Source organism: Myxococcus sp. AM010, assembly GCF_013372585.1.
Lineage (GTDB): Bacteria > Myxococcota > Myxococcia > Myxococcales > Myxococcaceae > Myxococcus > Myxococcus vastator.
The window spans coordinates 1-26,299 of record NZ_JABXEO010000091.1; the positions used below are offsets into that span (position 1 = coordinate 1).

At 69.7% G+C, this 26,299-nt stretch carries 22 protein-coding genes; 9 read left to right on the top strand and 13 right to left on the bottom strand.

Annotated elements, in window-relative coordinates; genetic code table 11:
- The 4 genes from HV826_RS30445 to ald form a co-directional block, all read right to left on the bottom strand.
- The coding region (locus HV826_RS30445) for a PleD family two-component system response regulator (protein WP_176420573.1) at window positions 1–742 on the bottom strand (742 nt) is incomplete at its 3' end.
- A gap of 176 nt (window positions 743–918) precedes the next feature.
- Complete coding sequence (locus HV826_RS30450; RefSeq protein ID WP_176420574.1) at window positions 919–1,827, bottom strand: anti-sigma factor; 909 nt, start codon at window positions 1,825–1,827, stop codon at window positions 919–921.
- Between the two features lie 22 nt (window positions 1,828–1,849).
- Entirely contained in the window at window positions 1,850–2,491 is a 642-nt protein-coding gene (locus HV826_RS30455) for a sigma-70 family RNA polymerase sigma factor (RefSeq protein WP_013940756.1), read from the bottom strand.
- Window positions 2,492–2,733: 242 nt separating this feature from the next.
- Window positions 2,734–3,858 carry an alanine dehydrogenase gene (gene ald, locus HV826_RS30460; RefSeq protein ID WP_176420575.1) on the bottom strand — a complete coding sequence of 375 codons (1,125 nt, stop codon included), beginning with the start codon at window positions 3,856–3,858 and terminating at the stop codon, window positions 2,734–2,736.
- Between the two features lie 185 nt (window positions 3,859–4,043).
- Between ald and HV826_RS30465 the strand changes: the two genes are divergently transcribed.
- Window positions 4,044–5,348: a radical SAM protein gene (locus HV826_RS30465; protein ID WP_176420576.1), complete on the top strand. Its 1,305-nt coding sequence runs from the start codon at window positions 4,044–4,046 to the stop codon at window positions 5,346–5,348.
- A 55-nt stretch (window positions 5,349–5,403) separates the two neighbouring features.
- Here the strand turns inward: HV826_RS30465 and HV826_RS30470 are convergent, their stop codons facing one another.
- The gene (locus HV826_RS30470; RefSeq protein ID WP_176420577.1) at window positions 5,404–6,273 is read right to left on the bottom strand and encodes a response regulator; all 870 of its coding nucleotides are present in this window, start codon (window positions 6,271–6,273) and stop codon (window positions 5,404–5,406) included.
- A gap of 170 nt (window positions 6,274–6,443) precedes the next feature.
- Here HV826_RS30470 and HV826_RS30475 point away from each other — a divergent pair, with 170 nt between their 5' ends.
- From HV826_RS30475 to HV826_RS30500, 6 genes are read left to right on the top strand one after another with little or no spacing between them, the layout of a single operon-like run.
- The gene (locus HV826_RS30475) at window positions 6,444–6,926 is read left to right on the top strand and encodes a chemotaxis protein CheW (RefSeq protein ID WP_176420578.1); all 483 of its coding nucleotides are present in this window, start codon (window positions 6,444–6,446) and stop codon (window positions 6,924–6,926) included.
- Window positions 6,923–7,297 carry a Frizzy aggregation protein FrzB gene (locus HV826_RS30480; protein WP_176420579.1) on the top strand — a complete coding sequence of 125 codons (375 nt, stop codon included), beginning with the start codon at window positions 6,923–6,925 and terminating at the stop codon, window positions 7,295–7,297. The genes HV826_RS30475 and HV826_RS30480 overlap by 4 nt, the downstream gene beginning before the upstream one ends.
- Window positions 7,298–7,302: 5 nt before the next feature.
- Entirely contained in the window at window positions 7,303–8,556 is a 1,254-nt protein-coding gene (locus tag HV826_RS30485; RefSeq protein WP_176420580.1) for a methyl-accepting chemotaxis protein, read from the top strand.
- A gap of 33 nt (window positions 8,557–8,589) precedes the next feature.
- Entirely contained in the window at window positions 8,590–10,911 is a 2,322-nt protein-coding gene (locus tag HV826_RS30490) for a hybrid sensor histidine kinase/response regulator (RefSeq protein WP_176420581.1), read from the top strand.
- A 37-nt stretch (window positions 10,912–10,948) separates the two neighbouring features.
- The gene (locus HV826_RS30495; protein WP_176420582.1) at window positions 10,949–11,953 is read left to right on the top strand and encodes a chemotaxis protein CheB; all 1,005 of its coding nucleotides are present in this window, start codon (window positions 10,949–10,951) and stop codon (window positions 11,951–11,953) included.
- Complete coding sequence (locus tag HV826_RS30500) at window positions 11,947–13,674, top strand: CheR family methyltransferase (protein ID WP_176420583.1); 1,728 nt, start codon at window positions 11,947–11,949, stop codon at window positions 13,672–13,674. The genes HV826_RS30495 and HV826_RS30500 overlap by 7 nt, the downstream gene beginning before the upstream one ends.
- A gap of 27 nt (window positions 13,675–13,701) precedes the next feature.
- Here HV826_RS30500 and HV826_RS30505 read toward each other — a convergent pair whose 3' ends face one another.
- Window positions 13,702–14,022 carry a polyhydroxyalkanoic acid system family protein gene (locus HV826_RS30505; protein WP_140863501.1) on the bottom strand — a complete coding sequence of 107 codons (321 nt, stop codon included), beginning with the start codon at window positions 14,020–14,022 and terminating at the stop codon, window positions 13,702–13,704.
- A gap of 104 nt (window positions 14,023–14,126) precedes the next feature.
- A complete protein-coding gene (phrB, locus tag HV826_RS30510; protein ID WP_176420584.1) occupies window positions 14,127–15,593 on the bottom strand; it encodes a deoxyribodipyrimidine photo-lyase in 1,467 nt (488 codons plus the stop codon).
- A gap of 168 nt (window positions 15,594–15,761) precedes the next feature.
- Here phrB and HV826_RS30515 point away from each other — a divergent pair, with 168 nt between their 5' ends.
- Together HV826_RS30515 and HV826_RS30520 are read left to right on the top strand one after the other, a co-directional pair.
- Window positions 15,762–17,195 (top strand): hypothetical protein, encoded by a 1,434-nt coding sequence (locus HV826_RS30515; RefSeq protein WP_176420593.1) that lies wholly within the window; start codon window positions 15,762–15,764, stop codon window positions 17,193–17,195.
- A 68-nt stretch (window positions 17,196–17,263) separates the two neighbouring features.
- A complete protein-coding gene (locus tag HV826_RS30520) occupies window positions 17,264–18,409 on the top strand; it encodes a DUF1015 family protein (protein WP_176420585.1) in 1,146 nt (381 codons plus the stop codon).
- A gap of 328 nt (window positions 18,410–18,737) precedes the next feature.
- Here HV826_RS30520 and HV826_RS30525 read toward each other — a convergent pair whose 3' ends face one another.
- From HV826_RS30525 to HV826_RS30550, 6 genes are all read right to left on the bottom strand, one after another.
- On the bottom strand, window positions 18,738–19,316 hold the full coding sequence (locus HV826_RS30525; RefSeq protein WP_176420586.1) for an imm11 family protein: 579 nt from the start codon (window positions 19,314–19,316) through the stop codon (window positions 18,738–18,740).
- A 3-nt stretch (window positions 19,317–19,319) separates the two neighbouring features.
- Window positions 19,320–20,027, bottom strand: a complete 708-nt coding sequence (locus HV826_RS30530; protein WP_255208328.1) for an AHH domain-containing protein — start codon at window positions 20,025–20,027, stop codon at window positions 19,320–19,322.
- Window positions 20,028–20,529: 502 nt separating this feature from the next.
- Window positions 20,530–21,468, bottom strand: a complete 939-nt coding sequence (locus tag HV826_RS30535; RefSeq protein WP_176420587.1) for a pirin family protein — start codon at window positions 21,466–21,468, stop codon at window positions 20,530–20,532.
- A 60-nt stretch (window positions 21,469–21,528) separates the two neighbouring features.
- Window positions 21,529–22,464, bottom strand: coding sequence for a LysR family transcriptional regulator (locus HV826_RS30540; protein WP_176420588.1), 936 nt, complete (start codon window positions 22,462–22,464; stop codon window positions 21,529–21,531).
- 32 nt (window positions 22,465–22,496) lie between these two features.
- Window positions 22,497–23,894 (bottom strand): DUF1552 domain-containing protein, encoded by a 1,398-nt coding sequence (locus tag HV826_RS30545; RefSeq protein WP_176420589.1) that lies wholly within the window; start codon window positions 23,892–23,894, stop codon window positions 22,497–22,499.
- A gap of 5 nt (window positions 23,895–23,899) precedes the next feature.
- A complete protein-coding gene (locus tag HV826_RS30550; RefSeq protein WP_176420590.1) occupies window positions 23,900–26,218 on the bottom strand; it encodes a DUF1588 domain-containing protein in 2,319 nt (772 codons plus the stop codon).
- Between the last annotated feature and the right edge of the window lie 81 nt (window positions 26,219–26,299).

Sequence of the window (26,299 nt, forward strand, 5' to 3'; positions counted from 1 at the left end):
GCTCGGGAGGAGGCGCGGCCACGGGAGCGGGGGCGATGAAGCCAATCACCGTCTTCTCGTCGGAGTCATCCAGCCCTTCCAGCGGATCATCCAGATCGGTGCCCAGCGAGTCGAGCGTGGAGAAGTCCTCCTCCACGCCTTCCACCACCGCCTCGGGCGGCGCGACGACGACTTCTTCCTCGAAGGACGGCGTCTCCTCGGGCGCGGACAGGTCGCCGAAGGCGGCGTCCAGGTCCAGCTCCTCGCCCGTGACGGCAGGCTCCTCCGCGGTCTCCACGGAGATCTCCTCGCCGAAGTCCGCCGTCATCGGCTCGTCGCCGAGCGCGTCCAGCGTGAGGCTCTCGTCGACGAGGTCCTCGGTGGCGGGCAGCTCGGGGAAGCCGATCAGCGCCCCCGCGCGCTCCACCAGTTGATCCGCGTCCACCGGCTTGGCGACGTACTCGTCGGCGTGGGCCTTCAGCTTGCGGTGCTGCGCGAAGCCGTCCGGGTTGCCGATGATGACGATGGGGACGTTCTTGAGGTCATCGTCCTTCTTCAGCTTGCCGCAGATGAGGTAGCCGTTCTGCCCCGCGGACAGGTCCACCGCGAGCACCACGAGGTCCGGCCGTTCCCTGCGGATCTGCTCCACGCTGCCCTTGCCGTCGGTCGTCTCTTCGACCGTGAAGCCCCGGCCCTCCAGGGCCGAACGCAGGGAGGCGGAGAGCGCGGTGTCGCTTTCGACGATCAGGATTTTCTTCGACATGGAGGGACGGCCCGTCCTGGTGTGCGGCGCGCGCAAACGCCCTACCGGCCGCGACGCGCAAGGTGATGATGTGCGTCGAGGCTATCGGCCATGCGCGGGAGCGTCAATGTTCGGACCGGGCGGAATTCCGGCCGCCCGGGGAGCGGGCAGGCGCCGTCACACAGCCGACGTTTCCGTCACTGAGGGTACGTCGGGTACGTCACCGGCTCCACGGAGATGGGAGGCCAGGAGTGCGGCGCGCGAGACGCGGGCGGGAGCGAATACAGCGGCTCGTCGGCCTCCGGCACGGACTTGCGCGCGAGCTTCTCACCGCTGTCGCGCTCGGCGAGCATCTGGCGGATGTCGCTTTCGTCCATGTCCGTCACCATCTCGTAGACGATTTCGTCGTCGCGCCAGGTGACGACGTTGAAGCCCTGCGCGGAGTCCACTTCCACGGCTTGCAGGGCCTGGAACTTCGGGATGACGACCTCGTTGTCGCCCGGGAGCACGAAGACGCCCAGGCGGCGGCTCGGCTCACCTTCATTGTCCGGGAGCGTCTCGTAGCTGATGTACGCGACTTCGCGGCCGTTGAGGATGGAGATGCGCCCCCCCAGCGGCTTCGCCTTGGGGAGCTGCGGGACGGTGATGCGCGGATCCACCTTGTCCTTGAACCACTCCTCCACCTGCTCCGGCGCGTTGGAGGCAATCTCGAAGGGGAGCGTCTTGCTCTTGCTGTGGCGCTGCACCGCCTCCGTCCTGGCCGCGCTCAGGCGCTGCTCGGCGTGGAACGCGGCCCAGCCGCCGCCCACCGTCACCACCACCAGCGCCATGGCCCCGGCGCGCAGCCAGACGCCTAACTGGACGCGGCGCTGCTGCTGCTTGAGGCCCACCTGGATGCCGGCCCGGAGCGATGCGGGGGCCCGCATGCCCGAAACGGAGTGGCGCGCGGCTCGCCGCAGCGCCTGCTGCATCTGCTTCTCTTCCTCCGCGCGGCGCCGACAATCCGCGCACCCGGAGAGGTGGGTTTCGAGGTCCACTCGTTCCTCGGGCTGGAATTCGCCGTCGAGGTACGGATAGAGCAGCCGTTCGAGGTCCTGGCAGTTCATGGGGCGCGCTAGGAACGGCTTTCTAGCCTGTCTTCTTCCTGTGGCGATACTCTTCCAGGTCCGCGGGGGCATTCACCGGCTCACCGTCGTGCCGGAACACGCCCTGGCCCTCGGCGTACTCACGCAGGTTCTTCTGCAGGAGCTTGCGTCCGCGGAACAGGCGGCTCATCACCGTGCCCACGGGGCACTCGAGAATCTCCGCGATTTCCTTATAGGAGAACTCCTGCAGGTCCGCGAGGATGACCACCAGCCGGAAGTCGATGGGCAGCGAGTCGATGGCTCGCAGCACGTCGTCCGACAGGAGCCGGTCGAAGAAGTACTGCTCCGGGTTGGCCGCGAAGTCCGTCGCATCCCGGCTCACGAAGCGCTCGTGGACGGCCTCGCGCTCCACGCCTTCGACCACCGTGCGCTCCTTCACCTTCCGCCGGTAGCGGTTGATGAAGGTGTTGGTGAGAATCTTGAAGAGCCAGGCCTTGATGTTCGTCCCGCGCTCGAACTTGTCGAAGAAGCGGTACGCCCGCATGCAGGTGTCCTGCACCAGGTCTTCGGCGTCGCGCTCGTTCTTCGTCAGGCGCAGGGCCGCCGAATAGAGCGGATCCAGGTGGGCGAGCGCCAGCTCTTCGAATTCCTGCTTCGTCCGGTTGGGTTGCCTGAAGTCCAACATGTCCCGCCTTCCAAGGGCCCGAAACAAAAGGGGAATGAGTTGTCGCTTACCCGCCAAATGTATGCACGGGAACAACCAGGGCAACAACGGCATCCCACGACACCCGCCCGGACGCCCGCTTCGGGAATACACGACGCCGGCCGGGGAAACTTATTCCCCAGCAGAGATAACGGACGGGGAGGCCGGATGTCGTCATCCGAACCTCCCCGCCAGCGACTGCGTCGTCTGCCTGCTTGCCGGGCTTACTTGCCGGCGAGCGCGTCCGCGATGGGCATGTAGGCGTAGCCCATGTCCTTCGCGACGGCCTCGTAGGTGACGTGGCCGTTGTAGGTGTTCAGCGCACGCGCGAGGGCGCGGTCGGACCTGGCGGCCTCCACCAGACCCAGGTCGGCGATCCTGCGCGAGTAGGGGCGGGTGACGTTGGTGAGGGCGTAGGTGGACGTCTGCGGCACGGCGCCGGGCATGTTGGCGACGCAGTAGTGGACGACGCCGTGGACCTCGAAGGTGGGGTTGTCGTGGGTGGTGGGCTTGCACGTCTCGATGCAGCCGCCCTGGTCCACCGCCACGTCGACCACCACGGCGCCCGGGGTCATCTCCGCGATGAGGGCCTCGGAGACGAGCTTCGGGGCCTTGCCGCCGGGGATGAGCACCGCGCCCACGACGAGGTCCGCCTCGCGCACGGAGCGGGCGATGCTCTCCGTGTCGGAGGCCAGCACGCCGACGCGGCCGAGGAACACGTCATCCAGGTAGGTGAGGCGCTCCATGTTGACGTCGAGGATGGTGACCTCGGCGCCCATGCCCACCGCCACCTTGGCGGCACACAGGCCCACCACGCCGCCGCCAATGACGGTGACGCGGCCGCGGCGCACGCCGGGCACGCCGCCCAGGAGGATGCCCTTGCCGCCGTGGGCCTTCTCCAGGCACCGGGCGCCCACCTGGATGGCCATCTTCCCGGCCACCTCGCTCATGGGCTTGAGCAGCGGCAGGCTGCCATCATCCGGCTGCAGCGTTTCGTAGGCCACGGCCGAGGCCTTCTTCTGGAGCAGCGTCTTGGTCAGTTCCGGATCCACGCCGGCCAGGTGGAAGTACGTATAGATGATCTGGCCGGGCTGGATGCGCGCGTACTCGGGCGCGATGGGCTCCTTGACCTTGATGATCATCTCCGAGCGCTTCCAGAGCTCGTCCGCGGTGGTGACGATCTGCGCGCCGACGCGCTGGAACTCCGAATCGGGGATGCCGGAGCCAACGCCGGCGTTCGTCTCGATCAGGACCGTGTGACCCGCGGCGATGAAGGCGCTCACGCCAGCCGGCACCATTCCGACGCGGTACTCGCGGGTTTTGATCTCCTTGGGAACTCCGACGATCACGACTGCCTCCGAGAGGGGGACGTAAAAAGCGCGCGGACCCTAACGAGGGGCCAAGGGGGAATCAAGGCGCGGGCGGACAGCCCCGCTTGGGCGCCATTCGCGGCAAACACCCCTGAAGACATGACGCGAGGCGTTGGATGCGATGCGTGATGAAGCGCGGGCCGCTCGTGTTAGTTACCCGGGACATGACGTCTGCCCCGAAGCTCCTATTCGCGGACCCCAAGGGACGGGTGATGGAACATCCGTACCTGCTCGCCACGCTGCGCAGCGGCGAAGAGCTCGTTCCTCCGCAGGACAAGCCCATCGCGCTGCCCTCCGCCGGGCGGCTCGTCCACCTGCCGGGCCGCCTCCCGGTGGGGCTGCATCCGGAGACGGGGGAGCTGGAACTCGTCCGGGAGATGAAGATGGGGGGCAAGTCGTTTGTCCCCAACGCGGTGGGCGCGCTGCTGCCCCCGGGCTACACGCGGACGTTCCTCCCCGGCGAGGTGAAGGGCAGTGGCCCCGTGCTGCCGCAGTGGGCGTACACCGCCGCCGCCTGGGTGGGAGAGGGACCGGTGGCGTGGGCCATCCATACCGACCGTCGCTCCCACTGGGACCCGGAGCGGTTCTCCACGCCGGACATGAAGGACCTGGTGGCGAAGCACCTGGCGCGCTTCCCGGACAACCGGGTGCTGAAGCAGCTCAAGACGTGCGCGATGCTCTACCGGTGCTTCACGTCGCAGAACACCTTCTACGTGCGTGACGAGGCCGCCATCCCCGCGTCCGTCATGTGCAACGCGCGCTGCGTCGGCTGCATCTCCGACCAGCCCGAGGACGGCCCGCCGGCGTCGCACGAGCGCATGGATGACGGCCCCACGGGAGAGGAGATGGGCCAGATTGGCCTCTTCCACCTGGAGCACGCGCCGGGCCGCACCATGGTGAGCTTCGGCCAGGGCTGCGAGGGCGAGCCGCTCACGCGCTGGAAGCAGATCGCCGAGGCCATCTGCTACATGCGGGCGCGCACGCAGGCGGGCTCCATCAACATCAACACCAACGCCAGCCTCACGCGCGGCCTGGAGGCCCTCTTCGACGCGGGGCTGGACGCCGTCCGCGTGTCGCTCAACTCGGCGGTGAAGGAACTCTACGAGGCCTACTACAAGCCGGTGAAGTACGGCTGGGAGGACGTGGAGGCCTCCATCGCCCTGGCGCGTGAGCGCGGCGCGTACCTGGCGCTGAACCTGCTGCTGTTCCCCGGCGTCACCGACCGCGAGGGCGAGGTGCGGGCCTTGGAGCGGCTGGTGAAAAAGTACCGCGTGGACCAGGTGCAGACGCGCTCGCTGTGCATCGACCCGCTGCAGTACCTGGACGTTGCGCGTGAGCGCGGCGCCGGGGGCGAGCCGGTGGGCATCCGCACGCTGCTTCAGCGGCTGAAGGCGGCGCGGCCGGGGCTCATCGTGGGCAACTTCGCGCGCGGGCTGGAAGAGCGCGAGAACGCGGCCGGGCGCCGGTAGCGCCTCCTGGCGGAGGAGGGCGTTCCTTCCTCCGCCGACAGGAGCCCCCCGGGGACTACTCGTTGCCGGTGGGCATCAGCTCCTTGGCCACCAGGTTGCCCATCACCGCGTCCTTGGGGATGTAGCCGTCAGCGCCCGCCTCGCGGCAGATGCGCTGCAGCTCCTCGACGTTCTCCCCCGAGCACAGCAGCACCTTGATGCCCTTGAAGAGGCTGTTGCTCTTGATGAAGCGGCAGAACTGCTCGCCGTTCACGTTGGGCATGCGCACGTCCAGCAGCACCAGGTCCGGGCGCGTCTGCTTCTTGAGGATGATCTTCGTGGCCTTGTCGGCGGTGTCGGCGACGTGGACCTCGAAGCCCTTGGCCACCAGGTCCGCTTCGATGATGCGGGCCGTCATCTCGCTGTCATCCACGATGAGGATGCGCGGCTTGCGCCCGCCCGTGGTGGGCGCGGGCTTGAGGCCGCCCGTCGCCGCGGTGACAGGGGCCGCGGGAGCCGGCGCGGTGGGCGCCGCCGCGGGGGCCGCGGCCGGAGCGGGCGCGGCGGTGGGGATGCCCAGGGCGGGGGGGCCAATCAGACCCATGACCCCGCCGAGCACGGCTTCGAGCCCGCCGCTCTTCAGGATGTAGCCGTCCGCCCCCGAAGCCCGGGTCTTCCCGTCCAGCTCCGCCTCGGAGATGTCGGAATAGAGGACCAGCTTCGCGGTGACCTTCTTCTGCCGGCGGAGGTACTCCACGACGTCATCGCCGAACATCTCCGGCATGTTGACGTCCATGAGGATGAGCGAGAACGGCCCCTCGGCGAGCTTCTGCTCGAGGCTGGCAAGGTCCTGCGCGCCGCTCGCCTGGTAGCCGGCGGCGGTGAGCGCCCGGACGGTGAGCTCCACCAGCATCGGGCTGTCATCAATGACCAGTACGCGCGACATCGTCCTCCTCAAGGGCTTCGCGGTGGAACCCTACACCTTTGGTGCAGCGCGGACCATCGAAACGGCGACCAGGCGGGCTGTCCGTCGGGTCCTCTTGACCGCTATTCGCCGCCTCCGGATACTTTGGCGCCTTGACCACGACCTCGACTCCCCTCCAGCGAGCACTCCGGATGGCTCCGGACCGCGCCTTGGCCGCCCAGGCCCGGCCGGAGCAGGAGTTCTTCTGCTTCCGCGTGGGCGACCTGCGCCTGGGCGTGCCCAGTGAGAACGTGCTCGAAGTGCTTCGGGCCGGTCTGCTCACGCCCTTGCCCCGGACCCCGTCCTTCATCATGGGCGTCACCGGCCACCGGGGCGAGGTGCTCCCGGTGCTGGACCTGCTGCGCTTCCTCTCCAAGGGAGAGGCCCGCATCGGCCCGCGCACCCGCCTGTTCGTCGGCGTCACGGGCAGCTACGTGGCCGGCGTCGTCGCGGACACGGTGCTGGGGCTGCGCCGCATTCCCGTGGCGGAGATCCTCCCGCCGCCCCTGGGGGGGGACGCCGCGGCCGAGCACCTGCTGGGCGTGGTGCAGGCCAGCGGCAACCAGGAGGCCATCAACCTCCTCAACTTCTCCAAGCTGCTCCAGACGGCGCGGCAGCGGGCGGTGGCGCGGTGAACGACGACGCCCTCCATGAGAAGGAGGAAGAGGTGGACCTGCTCTTCTTCGACATCGGCGTCACGCTCTACGGCACGGATGCGTCCCAGGTGCTGCGCATCGACCGCGCGCTGCCGGAGGACCTCACGCTGCCGGAGCTGGGCCTGCTCCACCGCGGCGGTCGCGCCATCGTCTTCGACACCCCGGAGGGTGAAGCCCACCTCAAGGTGGACGCCGTGCACGGCGTGCGCTCCATCCCCGTCAATTCCTTGCGCCGGATGCCCCCCACGGCCGGCGCCGCAGCCTACGCAGTCGGTGTGTGCCTGGAAGAGGCCCGCACCGTGTTGCTCATCGATCTGGTCGAAACCGCAAGGACTCAAGGAAGGCACTGAGACACATGTCCCTGGACACCCCCAACGAGAAGCCCGCAGGCAAGGCTCGCGCCCGGAAGGCACCCGCCTCCAAGGCCGGCGCCACGAACGCGGCGTCGACCCCGCCATCCACCAAGGCCATCACCGACACGCTGCTGACGGTGCTGTCCGGCAACCTCCAGGCCCGCGTGCCCAAGGAGCTGGTCGGGGAGTCCAGCGCGGAGCTGGCGCACCTGCTCAACCAGGTGCTGGACCAGTTCGCGGCCTCCGAGCACCGCAAGCACGTGGCGGCGCAGGAGATTGACCAGGCGCTGGACGCGCTCATCGGCCTGGTGCGCGAGGGCGACCTGTCCCGGTGGAACACCACCACGGAAGACCCCCAGCTGGGGCCCCTGCTGGAGGGCTTCGGCAAGGTCATTGAGACGCTGCGCACGTTCGTGCGGGAGATCAACGAGGCGGCCCTGAGGCTGTCCTCGTCCGCCAACCAGGTGCTGGCGGCCTCCACGCAGCATGAGACGTCCTCCACGGAGCAGGCGGCGGCCATCCACGAGACGACCGCCACCATGGAGGAGCTGAAGCACGCGTCGGCGCAGATCGCGGAGAACGCGGGCAGCGTGGCGCGCGTGGCGGAGGAGACGCTGGGCGCGGCGCGCGCGGGCCGGGGCGCCATTGGTGAGTTCATCCAGGCCATGCAGCAGATCCGCAGCGACGGCGTCGCGGTGGCGGACTCCATCGCGAAGCTGTCCAAGCGCGTGGAGCGCATCGGCACGGTGGTGGAGGTCATCGACGAGATCGCGGACCGCTCCGACCTGCTGGCGCTGAACGCGGCGCTGGAAGGCAGCCGCGCGGGTGAGGCCGGCAAGGGCTTCTCCATCGTCGCGGCGGAGATGCGGCGCCTGGCGGAGAACGTCCTGGACTCCACCAAGGAGATCAAGAACCTCATCACCGAGATTCGCGAGGCCACGGCCGCCGCGGCCGGCGCCGCCGAGGCGTCCAAGGCCGCCACGGAGTCCGGTGAGAAGCTGGGCGCGGTGGCCGCGCAGGCCGTGGAAGGCATCCTCGCTGGCGTCCAGGAGACGAGCGACGCGGCCCGCGTCATCAACCTGGCCACGCAGCAGCAGCGCACGGCCACCGAGCAGGTGGTGGCCTCCATGGCGGAGATCGAGGACGTCACGCGCCAGACGACGCAGGCCTCGAAGCAGGCGACGGGCGCGGCCGCGGAGCTCACGCAGTTGGCCGGACGGCTGGCCGAGCTCATCAAGCGGTTCAAGGCCGACTAGCGCTTCCTGGAAGGGGAGGGGCGTACGTTGGCCATGGACACCGAGGCTCTCAAGAAATCCCTCCTGAAGAAGTTCCAGGAGGTCACCGCCGACCGACTCCAGAAGATTCAACTGGGGGTGTTGGACCTGGAGAAGGAGACCGCGGACCAGGCCGCGGAGGACGTCGCGCGCGAGCTGCACACGATGAAGGGCGAGGCCCGCATGTTGGGTCTGGCCGCCATCGGGCAGCTGGCGCACGCCGCCGAGGACGTGCTGCGCGCCGAGCGCGAGGGCAAGACGGCCACCGAGGTGGCCACCGACGTCCTGCTCAGGGCGTGCGACGTCCTGTCCGATCTCAATGAAGACCTGTCCGGCGCCAACACGGGCAACCCGGCCAGCGAGGAGATGGTCCGCATGCTCGCGGAGGTCTCCGGTCAGACGCCGCCGGCCATCGCTGGCGCGCGACCCGCCGCGCCTCCTCCCGCGCCGCCGCCTGTCGCCGCGCCCGGGGTGGCACCGGCGGCCGTCGCCGCGCCGCCCGTGCAGGCTCCGGTGGCCGCGTCCCCGCCTCGTGCCCCCGGGGCCGAATCGGTGGCGCACGCCGCTGCCTCCGCGCAGCCGGCGGCCGGGGGGCACGGCCGTGACGAGGAGGCCCCGAGCGCCGCGAAGTCCGCGGTGGCCGACCGGAGCATCCGCGTCAACGTGGAGGTGCTCGACTCACTGGGGTTGCTCGCGGGCGACCTGCTGGTGGAGAGCGCCCGTGGCCGGCTGCGCAGCTCGGAGACGGAGGCGTTGTTCGAGCGCTTCAGCCGCCTGGGGGACCGCTTCCTCCGGCTGGCGGAAGTGGTCGACATCTCGAACGAGGTGCGCGAGCAGCTGGACCGCGTGGAGAGCGACCTCCACATGCTGCGCGACGACGCGTTCCGCTTCGTGCGCCGCAACGACGACGGCATCAACACGCTGCACGGCAACCTGGCGAAGATGGCGGACCACGTGGCCGAGGCCCGGCTGGTGCCGCTGGCCACCGTGTTCGACGCCTTCCCGCGCGCCGTTCGCGAGATGTCGCGCACGCAGGGCAAGGAAGTGGACCTGGTCATCGAGAACGCCGACATCGGCGTGGACCGGTCCATGCTGGGTGACGTGCGCGACGCGCTGGTGCACCTGCTGCGCAACTCGGTGGACCACGGCGTGGAGTCCCCGGACACGCGCCAGCAGCTGGGCAAGCCGCTCAACGGCCGCATCCGCGTCCGCGTGCGCGTGGACGGCGACATGCTCCACATCGAGGTGGAGGACGACGGCCGCGGCATCGACCCGGAGCGGCTGCGCCAGGCGGCCATCTCCAAGCGGCTCATCAACGCCGTGCAGGCCGCGGCGCTGTCGGAGCGCGAGGCCATCGAGCTCATCTTCCGCCCCGGCTTCTCCACCCGCGACCAGGTCAGCGAGCTGTCTGGCCGTGGCGTGGGCATGGACGTGGTGAAGCGCAAGGTGGAGATGCTGGGCGGCTCGGTGGGCGTGAACAGCCGCATCGGCCGTGGCACCACCATCACCCTGCGCCTGCCGCAGTCACTGGCGTTGATGAAGGTGCTGCTGGTGCGCCTGGGCGACGACGTCTACGGCATGCCCGCCGCGGACGTGGAAGCCGTCATGCGCGTCAAGCCGGATGACCGGCTGGAGATCTTCGGCACGCTGGCCGTGCGGCACCGTGGCAAGCCCACGGCGCTGGTGGCGCTGGGGCCGCTGCTCGGCCTCAACGGCGGCAACCGCTTCGACAAGCCGCCCGCGGTGGTGGTGCGTCACGGCGAGGACCACGCGGCGCTGGTGGTGGACGGCTTCGTGGATGAGCGCGAGGTGGCCGTGAAGCCCTGCGGCGGCGAGTTCCTCAAGGGCGCGCCCTTCATCGCCGGCACCGCGGCGCTGGAGGACGGCCGCATCGCCGTGCTGCTCCACGTCCCGGACATCATGGCGGAGGTGCGCCGCATGGCCCGCCCCGTCACCCAGGCCCCCGCCGCCAAGCGCCTCCGGGTGCTGCTGGTGGATGACTCGCCCATTGCCCGCGCCACGGAAGGGGCGCTGGTGAAGGCGCTGGGGCACTCGGTGGAGGAAGCCCAGGACGGCGAAGAGGCCTACGTGAAGGTGCAGAACAACACCTACGACCTCATCCTCACGGACGTGCAGATGCCCAGGCTGGACGGGTTCTCGCTGGCGCGGCGGCTCAAGTCGACGCCCGCGGTGGCCCGCATTCCGGTCATCATCCTGTCGTCGCTCGCCTCTCCCGAGGACAAGCGGCGCGGGTTGGATGCGGGCGCGGACGCGTACCTCGTCAAGGGTGAGCTGGGCGTGGAGGTTCTCGCGCAGGCCATCGACCGGCTGACCTGAGGAGCCAGGCTTGGGCGGTGGCGCGGCGGTCGCAGGAATGGCGTTTCGGGTGCTCATGGTGGGCAAGGGGCTGCGTGCGCTCGCGGCCCGGGGCCTGTTCGATGGGGAGTCCCTGGTGCCCGTGGGGCCGGCGGAGGTGGACTTCGCCGGCGCCCTGGTGGCCGTGCAGCGGCACTTCCCGGACGTGGTGCTGGTGGACCTGAGCGCGCTGGACGCGCTGCCCGCCATCGAGCACGTCATGGTGGAGCGGCCGGTGCCGGTGCTGGCGCTGCACCCCGGGGTGTTGTCCGGCCAGGAGGCCTTCCAGGCGATGGTGGCGGGCGCGCTGGACGTGCTGGAGCGTCCGGCGAATCCCGGGCCCGAGTTCTGGGCGCACGTGTCGCGCAGGCTGGTGCTGCTGGCGCAGGTGAAGGCGGTGCGCCAGGTGCACACGCGGGCGCCTCCGCAGACAGCGCGCGACACGAAGCCGCCGCCGCCGTTTCCGCTGGTGGCCATCGCCGCGTCCCTGGGCGGGCCCAAGGCGGTGGCGCAGGTGCTGCGGATGATTCCGCGCGCCTTTCCGGCGCCCATCGCCTACTGCCAGCACATCAGCGACGGCTTCACGGAAGGGCTGGCGCACTGGCTGGCCAATGAAACGGCGCTGCGCGTGCTCGAGGCCGAACATGACGTGGTCATGGAGCCGGGGGCGGTGTACATCGCTCCGTCTGGCAGTCACCTCCTGGTCAGACCGGAGGGCAGGTTGGAGCTGGACGCGGGCCCCGCGCTTCGCGGTTTCCGGCCGTCCTGTGACATGCTGCTGACCTCCGCGGGGGAGTCGTTCGGCCCGCGCTGTATCGGGGTCATCCTGACGGGCATGGGGCGCGACGGGGCGCGAGGGTTGAAGGAGATACGAGAGCGCGGCGGCCGGACCATTGCCCAGGACGAAGCGTCGAGCGTCGTCTGGGGCATGCCGCGCGAGGCGGTGTTGATGGGCGCGGCGCACGAAGTGCTGCCACTGAGCCGGATTGGCGCGGCGCTGATGCAGTGGGTGGACGTGTGTTGACGGCGAGCCAGAGAGTCTTGCAACAACTCGCCGCGCTGCTGCTGGAGCGCGCGGGGCTGAAAATCACGCCGGATGGCTTCCACAGCCTTCGGCTGGCGCTGTCCGCGCGCATGCCCGTGCTGGGCCTGGACGAGCCCGAGCACTACATCCAGCGCCTGACGGGCCCGGGCGGCGAAGAGGAGCTGCGCTCGCTGTTGCCGCTGGTGACGGTGGGGCACACGGAGTTCTTCCGCGACGGGAAGCAGTTCCGCGCGCTGGAGAAGCGCGTGCTGCCGGAGCTGGTGTCCCGTTCGCGGCGGGAGATGCGCAAGGTGTCCATCTGGTCCGCGGGCTGCGCGACGGGTGAGGAGCCCTACAGCCTGGCCATGGTGCTGGCGGAGCTGGGCGCGCTGTCGCTGGAGGTGGACCTGTGGGCCACCGACCTCAACCTGGCCGCGGTGGAGGCCGCGAAGCAGGGGCGCTTCACCTCGCGGCGGGCCATCAGCATCAACCAGGACCGGCTGACGCGCTTCTTCAAGCCGGTGGAAGAGGGCTACGAGGCGCTGCCCGCGCTGCGTGATTACATCCGCTTCGACGGGCAGAACCTGGCCGTCCCCGTCTTCGACAAGGTGGCCCTGTCGTCGCTGGACCTCATCCTCTGCCGCAACGTCATCATCTACTTCGACCTGCCCACCATCCGCGGGTTGATGGACCGCTTCCTCGCCGCGCTGCGGCCAGGCGGCTTGTTGTTCCTGGGGTACTCGGAGAGCCTCTTCAAGGTCTACGACCGCTTCGAGATGATCGAAGTCGAAGGGGCGTTCGTGTACCGCCGCCCGCTGAACGACAAGAGCATGCGGGTGCCGCCGCTGCGCATCACCCCGTACCCCGGCGAGCCCGACGTCTCCGTGCGCAAGCGGATGCAGCCCGAGGACGTCCCGTTGACGACGCGGCTGCCCGCGGTGGCGGCGCCTGGCGCACCCAGCGTGACGCTGCCGGCGGTGGGGGCCTCCTCCAGTCCGCGCTCCGTGGTGCCGGGGCGGCTGCCCGCGGTGTCGCCTCACTCGCCGCTGCCGGCCATCGCCGCGCGCGCGCGGGTCACCTCGGAGCTGCCCATGGTGGGGAGTGTGGACTCCGCCCGTCCGCGCATCACCACCGAGCTTCCTGCGGTGGACTCCTCGCCGCGCGCGCCCACCGTGGAGGTGCCCGCCTGGCCCACGCTGCTGCCTCCGGCGGAGCGGCTGGCCATGGCGGTGCGGAAGATGGCGCAGGGGGATTTCTCGGCGGCCATCGCCGGCGTGCAGCGGCTGCTCGCGGACGAGCCCAGTGATTTGGACGGGCTGCTGACGCTGGGCAACCTGTTCTCCCTCACCGGCCGCATCCCCGAGGCGCGCGAGGCCTTCGCGCAGGCCATTCAGCGCGAGCCGCTGTGCGTGGAGGCGCGGGTGTTCGGTGGGGTCGCCGCGTTGCAGGCAGGGGAGTTGAGCGAGGCGCGCTCCGAGCTGGGCAAGGCCCTGTTCCTGGAGCCCACGCTGGCCATTGGCCACTACCTCCTGGCGCAGGTGCACGAGCGCACGCAGGACCATGAGGCGGCGCGCCGCAGCTACCGCAACGCCATTGCCCAGCTCCGCTTTCCGCAGCGGCCCCTGGCGGGGCACTACCCGGAGATGCCGGACTCGGCGGATGCCATCTCTCGCGCGGCGCGCTACGCCCTGGCCGCGCTGGAGGAGCAGCCCCTGCGCTGAGGCAGGGGCCGCGTCCCGGGCTTCACGTCAGTCCAGGCTGCTCTTCACCTGGTCCAGGCTCTTGCTCGGGTCGAGCACCGAGCCGAACTTCTTCTGCAGGTAGCTCTTGGCCTGGCCACGCAGCAGCATGCCAGGGTCGGTGCCTTCACCCTCGACGGCCTTGTCGGTGATGACGAACGAGGCGTCCATCTGGATGCCCATCACCTTGCCGACGATTTTCGCGCCTTCCCCCTGCCAGTCCGCCTTCACGCCGTACTTGCCGCCCCAGTACTGGAGCAACTGTTCGACGCGCTGCTTGACCTCCTCCTTGGGGAGGGAGTGGGGGATATCGAACTTCATCATTCCCATGGCTGGCTCCAAGTCTCGGTGTCCCGCTTCGAGCGTTTAGCCGTGCCCGCGCGGGAATGGAACCGCCGTGTCACTTTTGGGCGCGCGGATGTCAACAGGCTTGCTCACGGGCCTGCCGTCTTGCGGACGCGCTTGAGCTTCACCGGTGGGTCCTCCGGGCGGCCCCAGCGCGCCAGGTAGGGTGCCAGGTTGTACTTGGCCGCCGTGCGCGGGGAGCTCATGGGGCGCACCTTGCCCAGCACCTTCCGCTCCTGGAAGGGGCGGTCATGCAGTCCCAGCACCCACATGAAGTTGGCGACGCTCGCGGGGTCCCTGCCGTCCACCGCGTACTTGTCGTTGAGGAACGCGATGCGTTTCAGCGCTTCCTTGGGGGCGGGAGTCCACTCCAGGATCTTCTTTCCCCACAGCATGCGCAGGTAGTTGTGGATGCGGCCACGCTCCACCAGCTCGCGCTGGGCCGCGTTCCACAGGCCGTCCGCGGTCCGCGCTGTCTCCAGCTGCTTCAACGAATAGCGGTGCTCGCGCGCGTCCTCCTGGTGGAGGGTGAGCGTCTCCTTCGCCCACGGCGGCAGGGAGTCCACGGAGAGCTGCTGTGGCCCCGGGGTGTGGAAGCAGTAGTTGAAGCCCAGCTCGCGGCGGACGAGCAGCTCCTCCAGGAAGCCCTGCACCGAAGCGTCTTGAGCGCCGCGAGCGCGGATGGCGGCGCGCGCGGCCTCGCCGGCGAAGAGGTTGCCCCAGTGGAAGAAGGGGGACAGGTTGGACTGCTGCGCCAGGCCCGGGTCGCTCCGGCCGGCGGCATAGCCCTCCAGGCGTTGGTTCACGAAGGCCTGGAGCGCCTTGAGGCCCGCCTTGCGTCCTCCGCGCTCCGCGACGGGCGCCACCGAGTGGTCGAAGTCGAAGGCGTCCAGGGACTCGCGGGCCTCGCGTGCGTCCGAGGTGGCGAAGTCCGGCGCCAGCTTGCGTCCGGCCGCGGCGGCCTTCACCTCGCGGTTGGGCACTGCGAGGTCCAGGTACTCCGGCCACAGCTTCTTCAGCTTGGGCCGCAGGGTATAGGCGCCAACCTGCCGCGTGGCGATGCGCTGCATGGGTACCACGCAGGACGCATCCACGGCGAACAGCGGCACGTCCAGGGCCTTGGCGGCGCCGCGCAGGTGGCCCGGGATGATGAACGTGGGGAACAGGTCCGACACGATGGCGGCGGCGCGCCGACCGAGCGAGGCCAGCCGGGGACGGTGCTCCTTCGCGGTCCGGGGCAGCTCCAGCCAGTAGGGCAGCCCGCGCGCGGCGCAGCCCGCGGCCATGTCCATCATCCCCTCCAGGGCCCAGGCGTGGAGCCGGTCCGAGGCGTAGGGGTAGTCCGGCCGGATGGCCTGATAGACGACGACGGGCAGGCCCAGGTGGTTGCCCAGGGCGATGGCGGCATCCAGCGCGTGGTTCTGCTCGGCGCGGTGGTTGACCATGCACCAGTAGAGGACGAAGTCGCGGCGGCCGGAGGGGAGGGGGAGGTCCTTCACCACCTGCACGCGCGCTGAGTCGACGCCGAGTTCGGACCACGAGAAGCCTTCAGGCATGGGGCCACACTGATACGCGAGCCGCATTCGCGTCGCGGAAGAAAAGAAGTGCGTGGCTGTGAACGAGGGGACAGGGAAGGTCGGAGGGCACTCCAATTTCCGGCACCCGAGGACAGGTTGTGGTTTTCTGCCGCCCGGCCGGACCGAAGGAGTCCTTGCGTGTCATCAATGAGAAGCTGGAGCTGTCTCCCCATCACCGCCCTCGCTCTCGCGCTGGTCCTTCCGGAGCCCGCGAAGGCGCAGGCTGGCGGAACCTATCCATCCCCGGGGTCCGCGCAGCCACCGTCTGCCCCCGCGGGTTACACGGCGCCTCCGCAGCCCACGTATCGCCAGACGGAGCCGCAGCAGCCGGCGGACCCGTATGCGCCGCCGCCGGCGTCCGCGCAGCCGGTGGACCCGTATGCACAGCCGCCGTCCTCCGCGCAGCCGGTGGACCCGTATGCGCAGCCGCCGCAGACGCAGCAGCCTGCGGACCCGTATGCGCCGCCGCAGACGCAGCAGCCCTCGGCGGATCCGTATGCGCAGCCGCCGCAGACGCAGCAGCCGGTGGACCCGTATGCGCAGCCGCCGCAGGGCTATCCCCCGGCGCAGAACGCCTATCCACCGTCGGATGCGCAGGACCCGGCTCGCGCTCCGGACGACTCCGCGACGGCTAGTGACGCGCCCACACTGCCTCCGGATCCGGACTCGCTGCGGACGAAGCCGCAGTCGCCGCTGACGCCGGACGACCAGGCCATGGCGAAGCGGGGCGTGCCTCCCATCGAGGACACGGGGGTGATGCTGGACGGCAGGCCGCGCCAGGGTCCGTTCCTCTCCGGCCCGGGCAGCTTCAGCTTCATCGTGCACCACACGACGCTGGGCGCGCTGGGGGGCTTCTTCACGCAGGCGTTCGCCAGTGACTTCAACTTCGACAAGAGCTCGCGTGAGGCGATGCTCGCGGGCACGCTCATCGGCGCGGGTCTGGGCTTCGGGGCCTCGTCGTGGTGGCAGTTCAACAACTGGGTGGACCGCCCCATGGCCACCTTCGGCATCGCCAACTCGGTGGTGGGCGGCATGTTCACCGCGGGCCTGATGGACCTCTTCACGCAGGACGCGGGCATCCTGACGTGGTCCGCCTTCCTCGGCGCGGAGCTGGGCGCGTGGCTCACGGCGGGCCTTGGCGGCGGACAGCTCCCGCTCAATGACGGCTTGCTGATTTCGTCCGGCGCGGGCTGGGGTGCGGCCTATGCGTCGCTGCTATTGGCCATCGTCCACTTCTCCGGGACGCCCGTGTCTGGCAAGACGTGGCGGGACACGCTGTTGCTGGCGCCGGGCATCGGCGCGGGTGCGCTGGCGTTGGCCACCATGCGCTACAACCCGACGCCGTCTCAAATCGTCCGAGCCAACATCTTCGGTGGCGGCGTGGGCGCGGTGGTGCTGCTCCTCTCCGGCCTGGTGCTGGGCGGGTTCGATCAGTCCACGCCGTACGTCCTGTCGTTCCTCGGTTCAGCGGGTGCCATCACCACGGTGAGCCTGCTGTGGGAGGAGAGCGTGGACCGCTCCACCCTGAAGATGGCCGGCCGCTCAGAGAAGGACCGGCCGTACACGAACGTCTGGTGGTAGACGCGGCCTGAGGCAACCTGGCGAGCGCCATGGCACGGCGGGGCAGGAGGCACCAACTTCCCCCCGACATGGCGCGCGTCAATCCATTCTCGGCCCTCCTCGCCTCGCTGCAGCCCTCGCTGGAGCCCAGCAGCTACGTGCCGCGTGGCAACGCGGTCCCTCAGCCGTCCCACGTCCGGCCGCTGATGGAGGCGGCCAACCCCACGGCGGAGCTGCGGCGCCTGCGGGACTCGGGCGCGCTGCTGAGGGACTCACGCCCCGCCATGTACCTGGTGGAGGTGCAGGGGCCCGCTGGCAAGCTCGGCGGCCCACCGGTGCGCTTCCTCCTGTGTGCCTTGAACCCGGATGCGGGTGCCTCGCTGGAGCATGACCCGTACCGGCCCAGGGCCTGGGAAGCGGAGCCCGCCGTCACCCTGACGGCGGATGACCATGGCGTGCTGCGCGGCCTGCTCGCGGAGGCCTCCGAGCGCGCCATCGTCGTGTGGGAAGGGCGCTACGGGCAGAACACGCTGTCGCTGCGGCGCATCGAGCCTTCGCCCGTGTCGAAGCGGCTCCAGGCCGTGCTGGATGAAGCGCCCATGCGCCCGCTGGCGGCGCTGGATGAGCGCGGCCCGACGCTGGCGGCCGTGGTGCCACTGTCCGACCCAGGGCTGGAGCTGCTGCCCATCCACCGGGCGCTCAAGGGCGTTGAGACCTTCAAGGAGGAGACGTTTCTCACGCTGGTGACGGCGTATGCGCGCGTCTATGAGCTGGACGAGCCGCTGAAAACACCGCGCGGTCTGGCGGTGGCGCGAGAGCGTCTGGCCACGCTCATCAGCGGGCACCACGCGGTGCTGCTGGTGTTGCCGGGAGGGCGAGGCCGCATCCTCCGGTTCCGTCAGGGGTTGGACCTGGCGCACCTGAAGGGAGCGCCGCGCAATCCCACGCTGCGGAGCCTGGACCTGGCGCTGCTCAACGCGCTGGTGCTGCGGACCGTGCTGGGCATCAAGGATCCGGAGGCGCCGGGGCACGCGCAGGTGTACCCGGTGCAGGGGCTGGAGTCGCTGGTGCAGGGCGTGGAGTCGGGGATGTTCCAGGCGGGCTTCGCCCTCAACCCGCCACCGCTGTGGGAGGTGCGCGCGGTGATGGAGGCGCAGGCGACGCTGCCACCCAGCACGCTGCGGGTCGAACCGTTGCCGCCGGCGGGGCTGCTCTACCTGGACCGGGAAGCCTGACGGGTTTGCGTGAGGCTTCTGAGCCAAGGCCCGCCGGAGAATCTTCCCCGGCGTGTTTCGCTTGAGCTCCAACCGGGGCCCGGGGAGACGCTGGATTCGATGTGTGGCGGCAGCGTGCAGGTGCTGCAACGCTGTCTGGGTTACCGCTTCACGTTGGACCCGTCTCAACCGCTGTGAGCGCGAGGTGTCGCTGGTGCAAGGGGACCTGCGCCGGGTGGTGACGCAGTCGCGGCGGGCAGCTTCGCGCACGTGCTGCTCAATCCGCCGTATCAGCGGCCCGCCGCTCTGTCCCGCCTTGAGGTTGAGCTCTGCGCTCCGGTGGGCCGCGTCAGCGGAACGCCGACGAGGCGCCCCACTCCGTCACGGGGATGAAGCGAAGCCCCACCGGAGGTGGCGACAGGGACAGCGCCCGGTCCACCACCGTCCGGTGGAAGAGGTGCACGGTGTCCTCCTCCAGCATGAAGGCGCGCCGCTCCTCTAGCGGCACCTCCTGGAGCACGGCTTCGTCGAGGACGAGCTTGTCGAGGCTCAGAAGGACGTGGCCCACCTCGGTCTCCTCGAAGACGGAGCGCTGCCGGTCCATGCACGGGATGGTCCGCCACATGTGCATCAACCAGTAGCGCAGCACCGCGTCACCAGCCTGGACGTCCGCCGGGACGAACTGGACACCGGGAAGCTCGGCCGCGTCGAGCGCCTCCTTCAGTCGCGTGGAGACGACGGGTGATGGCAGACTGTGGTGGTCCACCATGACGGGCCGCGGGGGGACGGGCTCCCCCAGCTTGAGCCTCACGGGCGCGCTGACCCTGACCGGTGAAGGCTTCAAGAATTGGAGGTACTCCTGGTCCCACGTCAGCAGCGGATGCTGCTGGGAACGCTCGCGCATCAGGACGAAGTAGTCATTCTGCATCGCCTACTCCCCCACCTGAAGCGTCCGTCGAACGAGAGGCGCCCCTGTGCCCCCATGACGCGAGTTGTGCTTGCGCCCGCGCGGGCAGGAGCGCCTCGGCTTGTCCTGGATACTCGACGCACCAGCACACCCGTTGCCGCCGGCCAGGTAATCGAGTCCGTCCGTGGTGAGGCTCCATTGGCCGCTCACCAGCTTGCTGAGAATGGTGCGACTGAGCCTGTCCAACTCCTTCGTGAGCCCGGCGGGGTCGGCACAAAAACGCCCGCGCGCGACGGCGCGGGCAAACCCTGAGAGCAGTAGCTTCACAGCATTCGGGTACGCCAGGTCCATGTCGAAGGCCCACCCTCCTGCATGAGGACCGATGTGGATGGGGACATGGAGCTCGCACGCCACCGTCATTACCATGGGCAGCATGACCCCATTCTCCCGCCGGTTGATGTCGTAGCCGAAGTCTCGGCAGAGCTTCGCCCACTGCTCATCCTCCGCCATGGCCTCGGAGCAGATGAGGTGGTGAGCGGCGATTGACCAGCGCCCCGTGTACCAAGGATGCTCGTTGGCTTCCCGCTCCGCCAGGAGGTTGTCACGCAACTCACGGGAGTTGCCAAGGTGGTCGCCCCATCGCCTTGCGAGCGTGTGCCACGGCCCCCCGCAGTACTCGCAGGGCGGCAAATCCAGCTCCTGCGGCCATTTCTTCGGCTCGGAACCGAACATCCGAAGTGGGACGCTACGAGCGAGGGCGGGCATACCCGGAAGCACACACCCGACGCGCCGCCTATTGAATGGCACGCGAGTGCAGGCGAACGCGCACTTTCCCACAGCCCGCCGAGCAGCTCACGGACCCGAGCCGATTGCCTCGCGCTGCCTCACCGCGCGGAGGAACTGCAAAAGGGACGTTGGGACGCCGAGCACCTCGAGGATTTCCTCCCGGGTGGTGAGTCCGCGGAGGTGGATGCCGTTGAGGCACCCGTCGCAGATGAAGTCGGCATCCGTGGCGAGCTCCCACGCCTCGCGGGCGGCACCATGGACACAGCGCCCACACGGGCACGGCCGGGAGCATCGCTCGGGAGGCCCCGTCAGCGGCCCTTCTCGGCCCCTCCGCTTCAGCCCTCACCCTCAACAGGGCCTCTCTCCCGCCGATACGTTGACGCCCCCGGGACGGTGTGTCCCGGAGGTGCCAGCACCCCTTGCGCTATGTCAGCCGCCGCGCGCCCCGTTACTCAGGAATCCCACCGAAGGCGCCCGACTCGAAGTCGTCGATGGCCTGGATGAGTTCCCGGTGGTTGTTCATCACGAACGGCCCGGTGTGAGCGATGGGCTCGCGGATGGGCTCGCCCGCGAGGACGATGAAGTGCGTGTCCTCGTCGGCCCGGAGGGAGAGGGTCTCCCCGTCGTTGGCGAACACCGCGAGCTCTCCGCTCCGGATGCGCTCCGCGTCCACCGTCACGCGGCCGTTGGCGACGAGCACCAGGGCGTTGTGGTTCGACGGCAGCGACAGGTTGAAGTCCTCGCCCGCGCGCACCTTCACGTCGAGCATGGAGATGGGCGTGAAGGTCCTGGCGGGCCCCTTCGCGTCACCGTAGCTCCCGGCGATGATGCGCACCCGGCTGTGCTCCGAGGCCTCACCGCCTCCTTGAACGGGGACCACCGGAATCTGCTCCTTCGTGAGGGGCTGGTAGCCCGGAGCGGACATCTTGTGCTCGCGAGGCAGGTTCACCCAGAGCTGGAGCATGTGGAACGTGCCCCCGCGCCGGGAGAAGTCGTGCTCGTGGTACTCCTCGTGGAGGATGCCGGACGCCGCCGTCATCCACTGCACGTCCCCGGGACCGATGACGCCGGAGTGGCCCGCGTTGTCGCGGTGCGCGACGTGCCCCTCGAAGGCGAGCGTCACCGTCGCGAAGCCACGGTGCGGATGCCAGCCGACGCCCCGCTGGCCCTTCGCCAGCGCGGGGTAGTCATGGGGCGGATGGTAGTCGAGCAGCAGGAACGGACTGGTCCGCTCCTGGCGCAGGCCGCCGCTCGGCACGAGGGTGTGGACGCGGAAGCCGTCACCCACCCAGTGCAGCTCGCCGCCACCATGGACACTCTCCAGGGTGCGGGGGCGGGAAGTGGCTCGAGGAGAAGTGGGGACGCTGACTTGGGTCGTGGTGCTCATGGCTCCAAACCTAAGCGCCGAGCCCCGTCTGTAAATCGCTCCAGGTCGTGATGCTTTTCATCACGTCGTGTGATGGTCCGCGCCCCCGAGCGCGAGCTGGCACAGCGAGGTGAGCCGGTTCGAGGCCCACATCGCCACCGGGCCCAGCGGCGTGCCCTTGCGGCGCACCAGGGCGAGCGGGCGCTGGGGTGGGGGACCTCCCTCCCAGGCCGCCAGTCGCAGCGCCACCAGCCGTCCGGCGGCGAGGTCGTCACGGACGAGGTGCTCGGGCTCGTGGCCCCAGCCGACGCCGCCGACGAGGAGCGCGTGCTTGGTCATCAGGTCCGCGACACGCCAGAGGCGCGAGCCGATGACGCCCCGGTCCGCCGTGCCCGTCTTGCCCTCCGACAGCCGCTCGCTCAGGACGATTTGGATGGCGGAGGCGAGGTGCGCCTCCGTGAGGACGCCCTTCACCGCCGCGAGCGGATGCGAGGGCGCGGCGACGGGAAGCATCTTGAGGAGCGCGATGGGGCGCTGCTCCAGGCCGGTGAGGTCCAGGTCCGCGCCGGCGATGCCCAGCGTCGCGCGCCGCTCGCGCACGCGCTCCGTCACCGCGGACAGCAGCTCCACCTCCAGCGCCAACTCCACACCCGGGTGCGTGCGCGCCAGCTCCCGCACGAAGTCCAGCAGTGCGTCGGTGGGGAACATGGCGTCCACCACCAGCGACAGCTTCGTCTCCTCGCCGCGCTTGAGCCGGCCCACCACCGCTTGGAACGAGGTGATGTCCTCGTGGAGTCGCTGCGCCGCCGCGACGACGGCATCTCCCTTCGCCGTCAGACGCGGGACGCGCCCGCTCCGGTCGAAGAGCCGCAGGCCGAGCTGCTTCTCCAGCCGCTGCATGGCTTGACTGACGGCGGGCTGCCCCTGGCCGAGCTTCCGGGCCGCCGCGGAGAAGCTGCCCTCCTCGGCCACCGCGCGGAGCGTACGGAGCTGGTCGATGGTGGCGCTTTCAAGCATGACGTGGAACCCGCCCAGCCCACGCTGACGGCTCAGCCATACAGCTCGCTCAGCGGTCCCGGCGCGATGCGCGTGCTGCCCTCCTGCCCGAAGGTGTTGAAGTCCGCGTCTCCGAACGCGTGGCCGAGCGTGTTGAAGAGGTTCGAGACCTGCCGGTTCCGGGCCGCGTCGTACTTGGGGTACACGACCGTGCGCCCGTCCGTCTTCAGGCCCAGCGCGTTGCCGCCCACCACGAGCTTCGGCCACTCACGCGAGGTCGAGTGGTGCTGCTCGCCGTTGTCGGACATGAAGACGATCGCGGTGTGATCCAACATCGAGCCACTCGCGCCGACCTCGGGCGTGGCGGCCAGCGTCCTCGCCAGGTTCGCCACCAGTTGCACGTGACGGCGGGTGACCTCGGCGACGCGATCCCAGTTCTGCCCCGCATCCAGGCCGTGCTGCAGGCTGTGTCGCGGGACGTCGGCCACGTCCGGGCCGTAGGCCACGTCGAAGCCCGAGGTCCCCGTCGCCAGCACCACCGTGTTCGTCAGCCCGCCCAGGAGGGACGCCGTGGCGATCTGGAACTGCGCCTCGAACCACTTCAGCGAGTCGGGCGGTGAGCCCGCGCCGGTGATGAGCGGGTTGTCCTTCGGCGCCAGTGGCAGGTAGGGCCGCACGCGTTCCGCCATGCCTTCGAGCTGATCCTCCCGCGCGCGCAGCGACTCGAGCGAGGAGAGGTAGCGCTCCAGCTTCAGCCGCTCGTTGGAGTTGCCGCTGAACTCCGCCAGCGCCTTGCGCGAGTCGGCCAGCGCGAAGTCGAAGAGCATCTTGCGATCGCGCCCGTTCGTCGAGCCGCCGAGCAGCGAGCCGAAGGTGCTGTCGAACGCGAGCGACGGGTTGACGATGATGCCCGCGGGCTTGCGGGGTCCGAGCGCGCAGGTCTCGTACACGATCGACACGCGCGCGGAGCTGGTGCCCAGGCGCAGCACGTCGAACGGTGCACCGCGGCGCAGGCGAGGTGCGATCACCGCGTCGAAGGTCGCGCCCGCGCCGTTCACCGCGCAGCTCAGCCCGCCCGTCCCGCTGGAGTGCCCGCCACCCGCGATGAGGTTCGAGAGCCCCAGCAGCACGGCGGAGCGGTTCACCAGGTCGATGTTGCCGGAAGACGCCGCCAGGGGCCCGAGGCTGATCGCGCTGGCGAGGTTGTCGCCCTCACGCACCAGCGGCGTGTCCTTGTACGCGTCCCAGAAGAGGCGGTCGGAGGTGTTGGCGCGCCCCCCCAGCGCCGCGCGGGTGCCCGCGCTCAGGAGCGCGCGGGGGTAGACGCCATTGCACTCGAGGACCAGCACCAGGCGCGCCGGCAGCGCTGGCGACTGGGCGTAGACGTCGCGGAAGTAGGGCGCGAAGAGGCCGGCGGCCATGCCCTGCAGGACGGTTCGTCGCGAGAACATGGCGGTCACTCTCCAGCCTGCGGCACACGCCGCGTCTTCCAGGTGTCGCTGGTCATCAGCGTGGTCAACATCTTGGAGAACGAGCCGTTGTTCTCATCATAGGCCTGCTCCATCCGCGTCAGCGTACAGGCGTCGCTCGGGTTCTCCGGGCGGCCCATGAAGTAGCGGAAGGCCTGCCGCATGAAGCAGCGCTTCACGTGCCGCGAGGTCGCCAGGCGCTCGCTCAACTCCACCGCGTCGCGCACCGGGCCGTCCAGCCCGGGGTCCGGCATCGACGTGAGCGTCGAGCTCCCGTCCGGCGTGGTCCAGCCTCCGCTGGGCGAGTGATCCCGCGCGCGCAGGAAGCCCGCGTGGTTGTAGATTTCGAAGGGCAGGCCGAGCGGCTCCATCAGGCGGTGACAGCCCTGACACTGCGACCCGGCCGTCGCCTCCTGCAGGCGGCGGCGCGCGTTCTTGTCGGCGGCATGAGCGCCGACCTGGGCTGCCACCTGCACGCTGCTGAGCGGTGGGACGAAGCCGCACAGGAGGTTCTCGCGCACCCACTTGCCGCGGTGGACGATGGACGGATCGTCCTCGAAGTTTCCGCCGTGCGCGGCCAGCCACACCGGGTGGGTCAGTACGCCCGCACGCTCGGTGGCGGGCAGCGTCTTCCAGCGGCCCGCGACGGTCGCCGGGAGAATCTCGCTGACGTTGTACGGGTGCGAGAGGCCCTTGTGCGAGTCGTACGCCGCCTGCTGCATGGAGGGCACGTAGAAGGTGCGCGTGGTGAGCAGGTTCGCCAGCACGTCCTGATCCTCGACGACCACCCGCGCGATCATGTCGTCGAACTGCTGGATGAAGGTCGGCTCCAGCGGATGGAAGTTGGTGAGCAGGTTGTCGTACGAGACCGAGCTGATGTAGCCGAGCCCCTCGAGTTCGAAGCGCGAGGTCGCCGCCGGGGACTCCTTGAACACCGCGGCCACGTGCGCGTAGCCGAGCCACTCGCGGAAGAAGCCCGCGACGCCGTCACCCAGCCAGTACTGCCCGCGCTTGGAGCGCTGCTCCTCGTTGTAGTCCTGCACCAGATCGAAGCGCGGTGTCCCGTTCTGGTGGGCGTCGACGCCGCCCAGGTACTTCTCGATCAGCGCGGTGGTCGTCGCATCCTGCTTGAGCGAGCCATCCTTCGCGGCGGTCGCCACGTCCGCCAGATGCCCCTCGAGGGGCGCGGAGTAGTGCGGCCACACGAAGCTCGGCGTCGCCGAGGGCGCGCGCCCCGCCAGCGCGTAGGCCAGTTGGGAGCCCAGCTCCAGGCTGGTCAGCTCCACGCGACCGTCGGCCGGCTCGGCGCCCATCTCGCGGCGGAACATGGCGCCGGTCATCATCCACGCGGCGTTGGAGATCCGCGTGATGGAGTCCGCGCGGTTTCGTGGGGAGTGGCTCGGCTCCTGCGCGATGACCGTGGTCGCGAAGTCGGTGAGGCGCGTGAGCTCATCCTCGGTGGGCGGGCGGAAGAAGATGCCGAACTCGAGCATCTGGCCAAGGTGGAAGCGCTTGCAGGTGTCGCTCGGGTTCGCGTCGTCGAACATGCAGCGGAAGCGTCTGTCGGTGAAGACACGCTCCATCCGGTTGCCGTCCGGGTAGTTCATCGTCCACGGCGAGGCGGCCGCGCCGACCACCGGCAGGAAGAGCTCCACCGTGGCCTCGTCCAGCGTCTCGTCCGTGGCCCAGGAGCTGTACTGCTCGATGGCGCTGGGATCGAGCGGGTTGTCGTAGAAGCTGAACCCGGTCCAACTGCGCTCGACCGAGCCACCGACGTTGCGGGTGAACTCGCGCCGGTTCAAGCGGCGGATGCGCGTCGGCGCATCCGAGCGCACGCCTTCGGTGCAACTGAAGAGCGCGGACTGATCGAGCAGGTTGGGCTCGGGCACCACGGTCACGTCCGGGCCACCCGTGCCGCTACAGAGGGGCATCCCCTCGCCGATCCAGGTCTCGAGCGCGGCGAGCTCGGCTGCGCTCGCGCGCTCATGCGAGGCTGGCGGCATTGGAGACGCGTCGTCGCGCATGCGGATGAGCGCGCGCTGGGCGTTGCTGAGCCTCCCATCCATCGCCGAACTCACCCGCATGTCGTGCAGGGTGCGCAGCGGCATCGTCGCCCCCTGGGTCGGCAGCGCGCCGTGACAACTGGCGCAGCGCTCGGCGAGCACCGACTGCACCACGCACGCGGCGCCCAGGTTCCCCCCGGGCTCACCGGGGTTGCCAGGGCCTCCGGTGTCGGTGTTTGGCTCGACGGAGCCCTTGCACGCAACGAGGCTCAAGAGTCCGGCCAACAGGAGGACGCGGTTCATCCGGCCAGACTGGCACGGATGGCAGGGGGGATAGCAAGCAGTCCCGGCAAAGCGGGCTCAGACCTGCCTGGGCACCCTGTG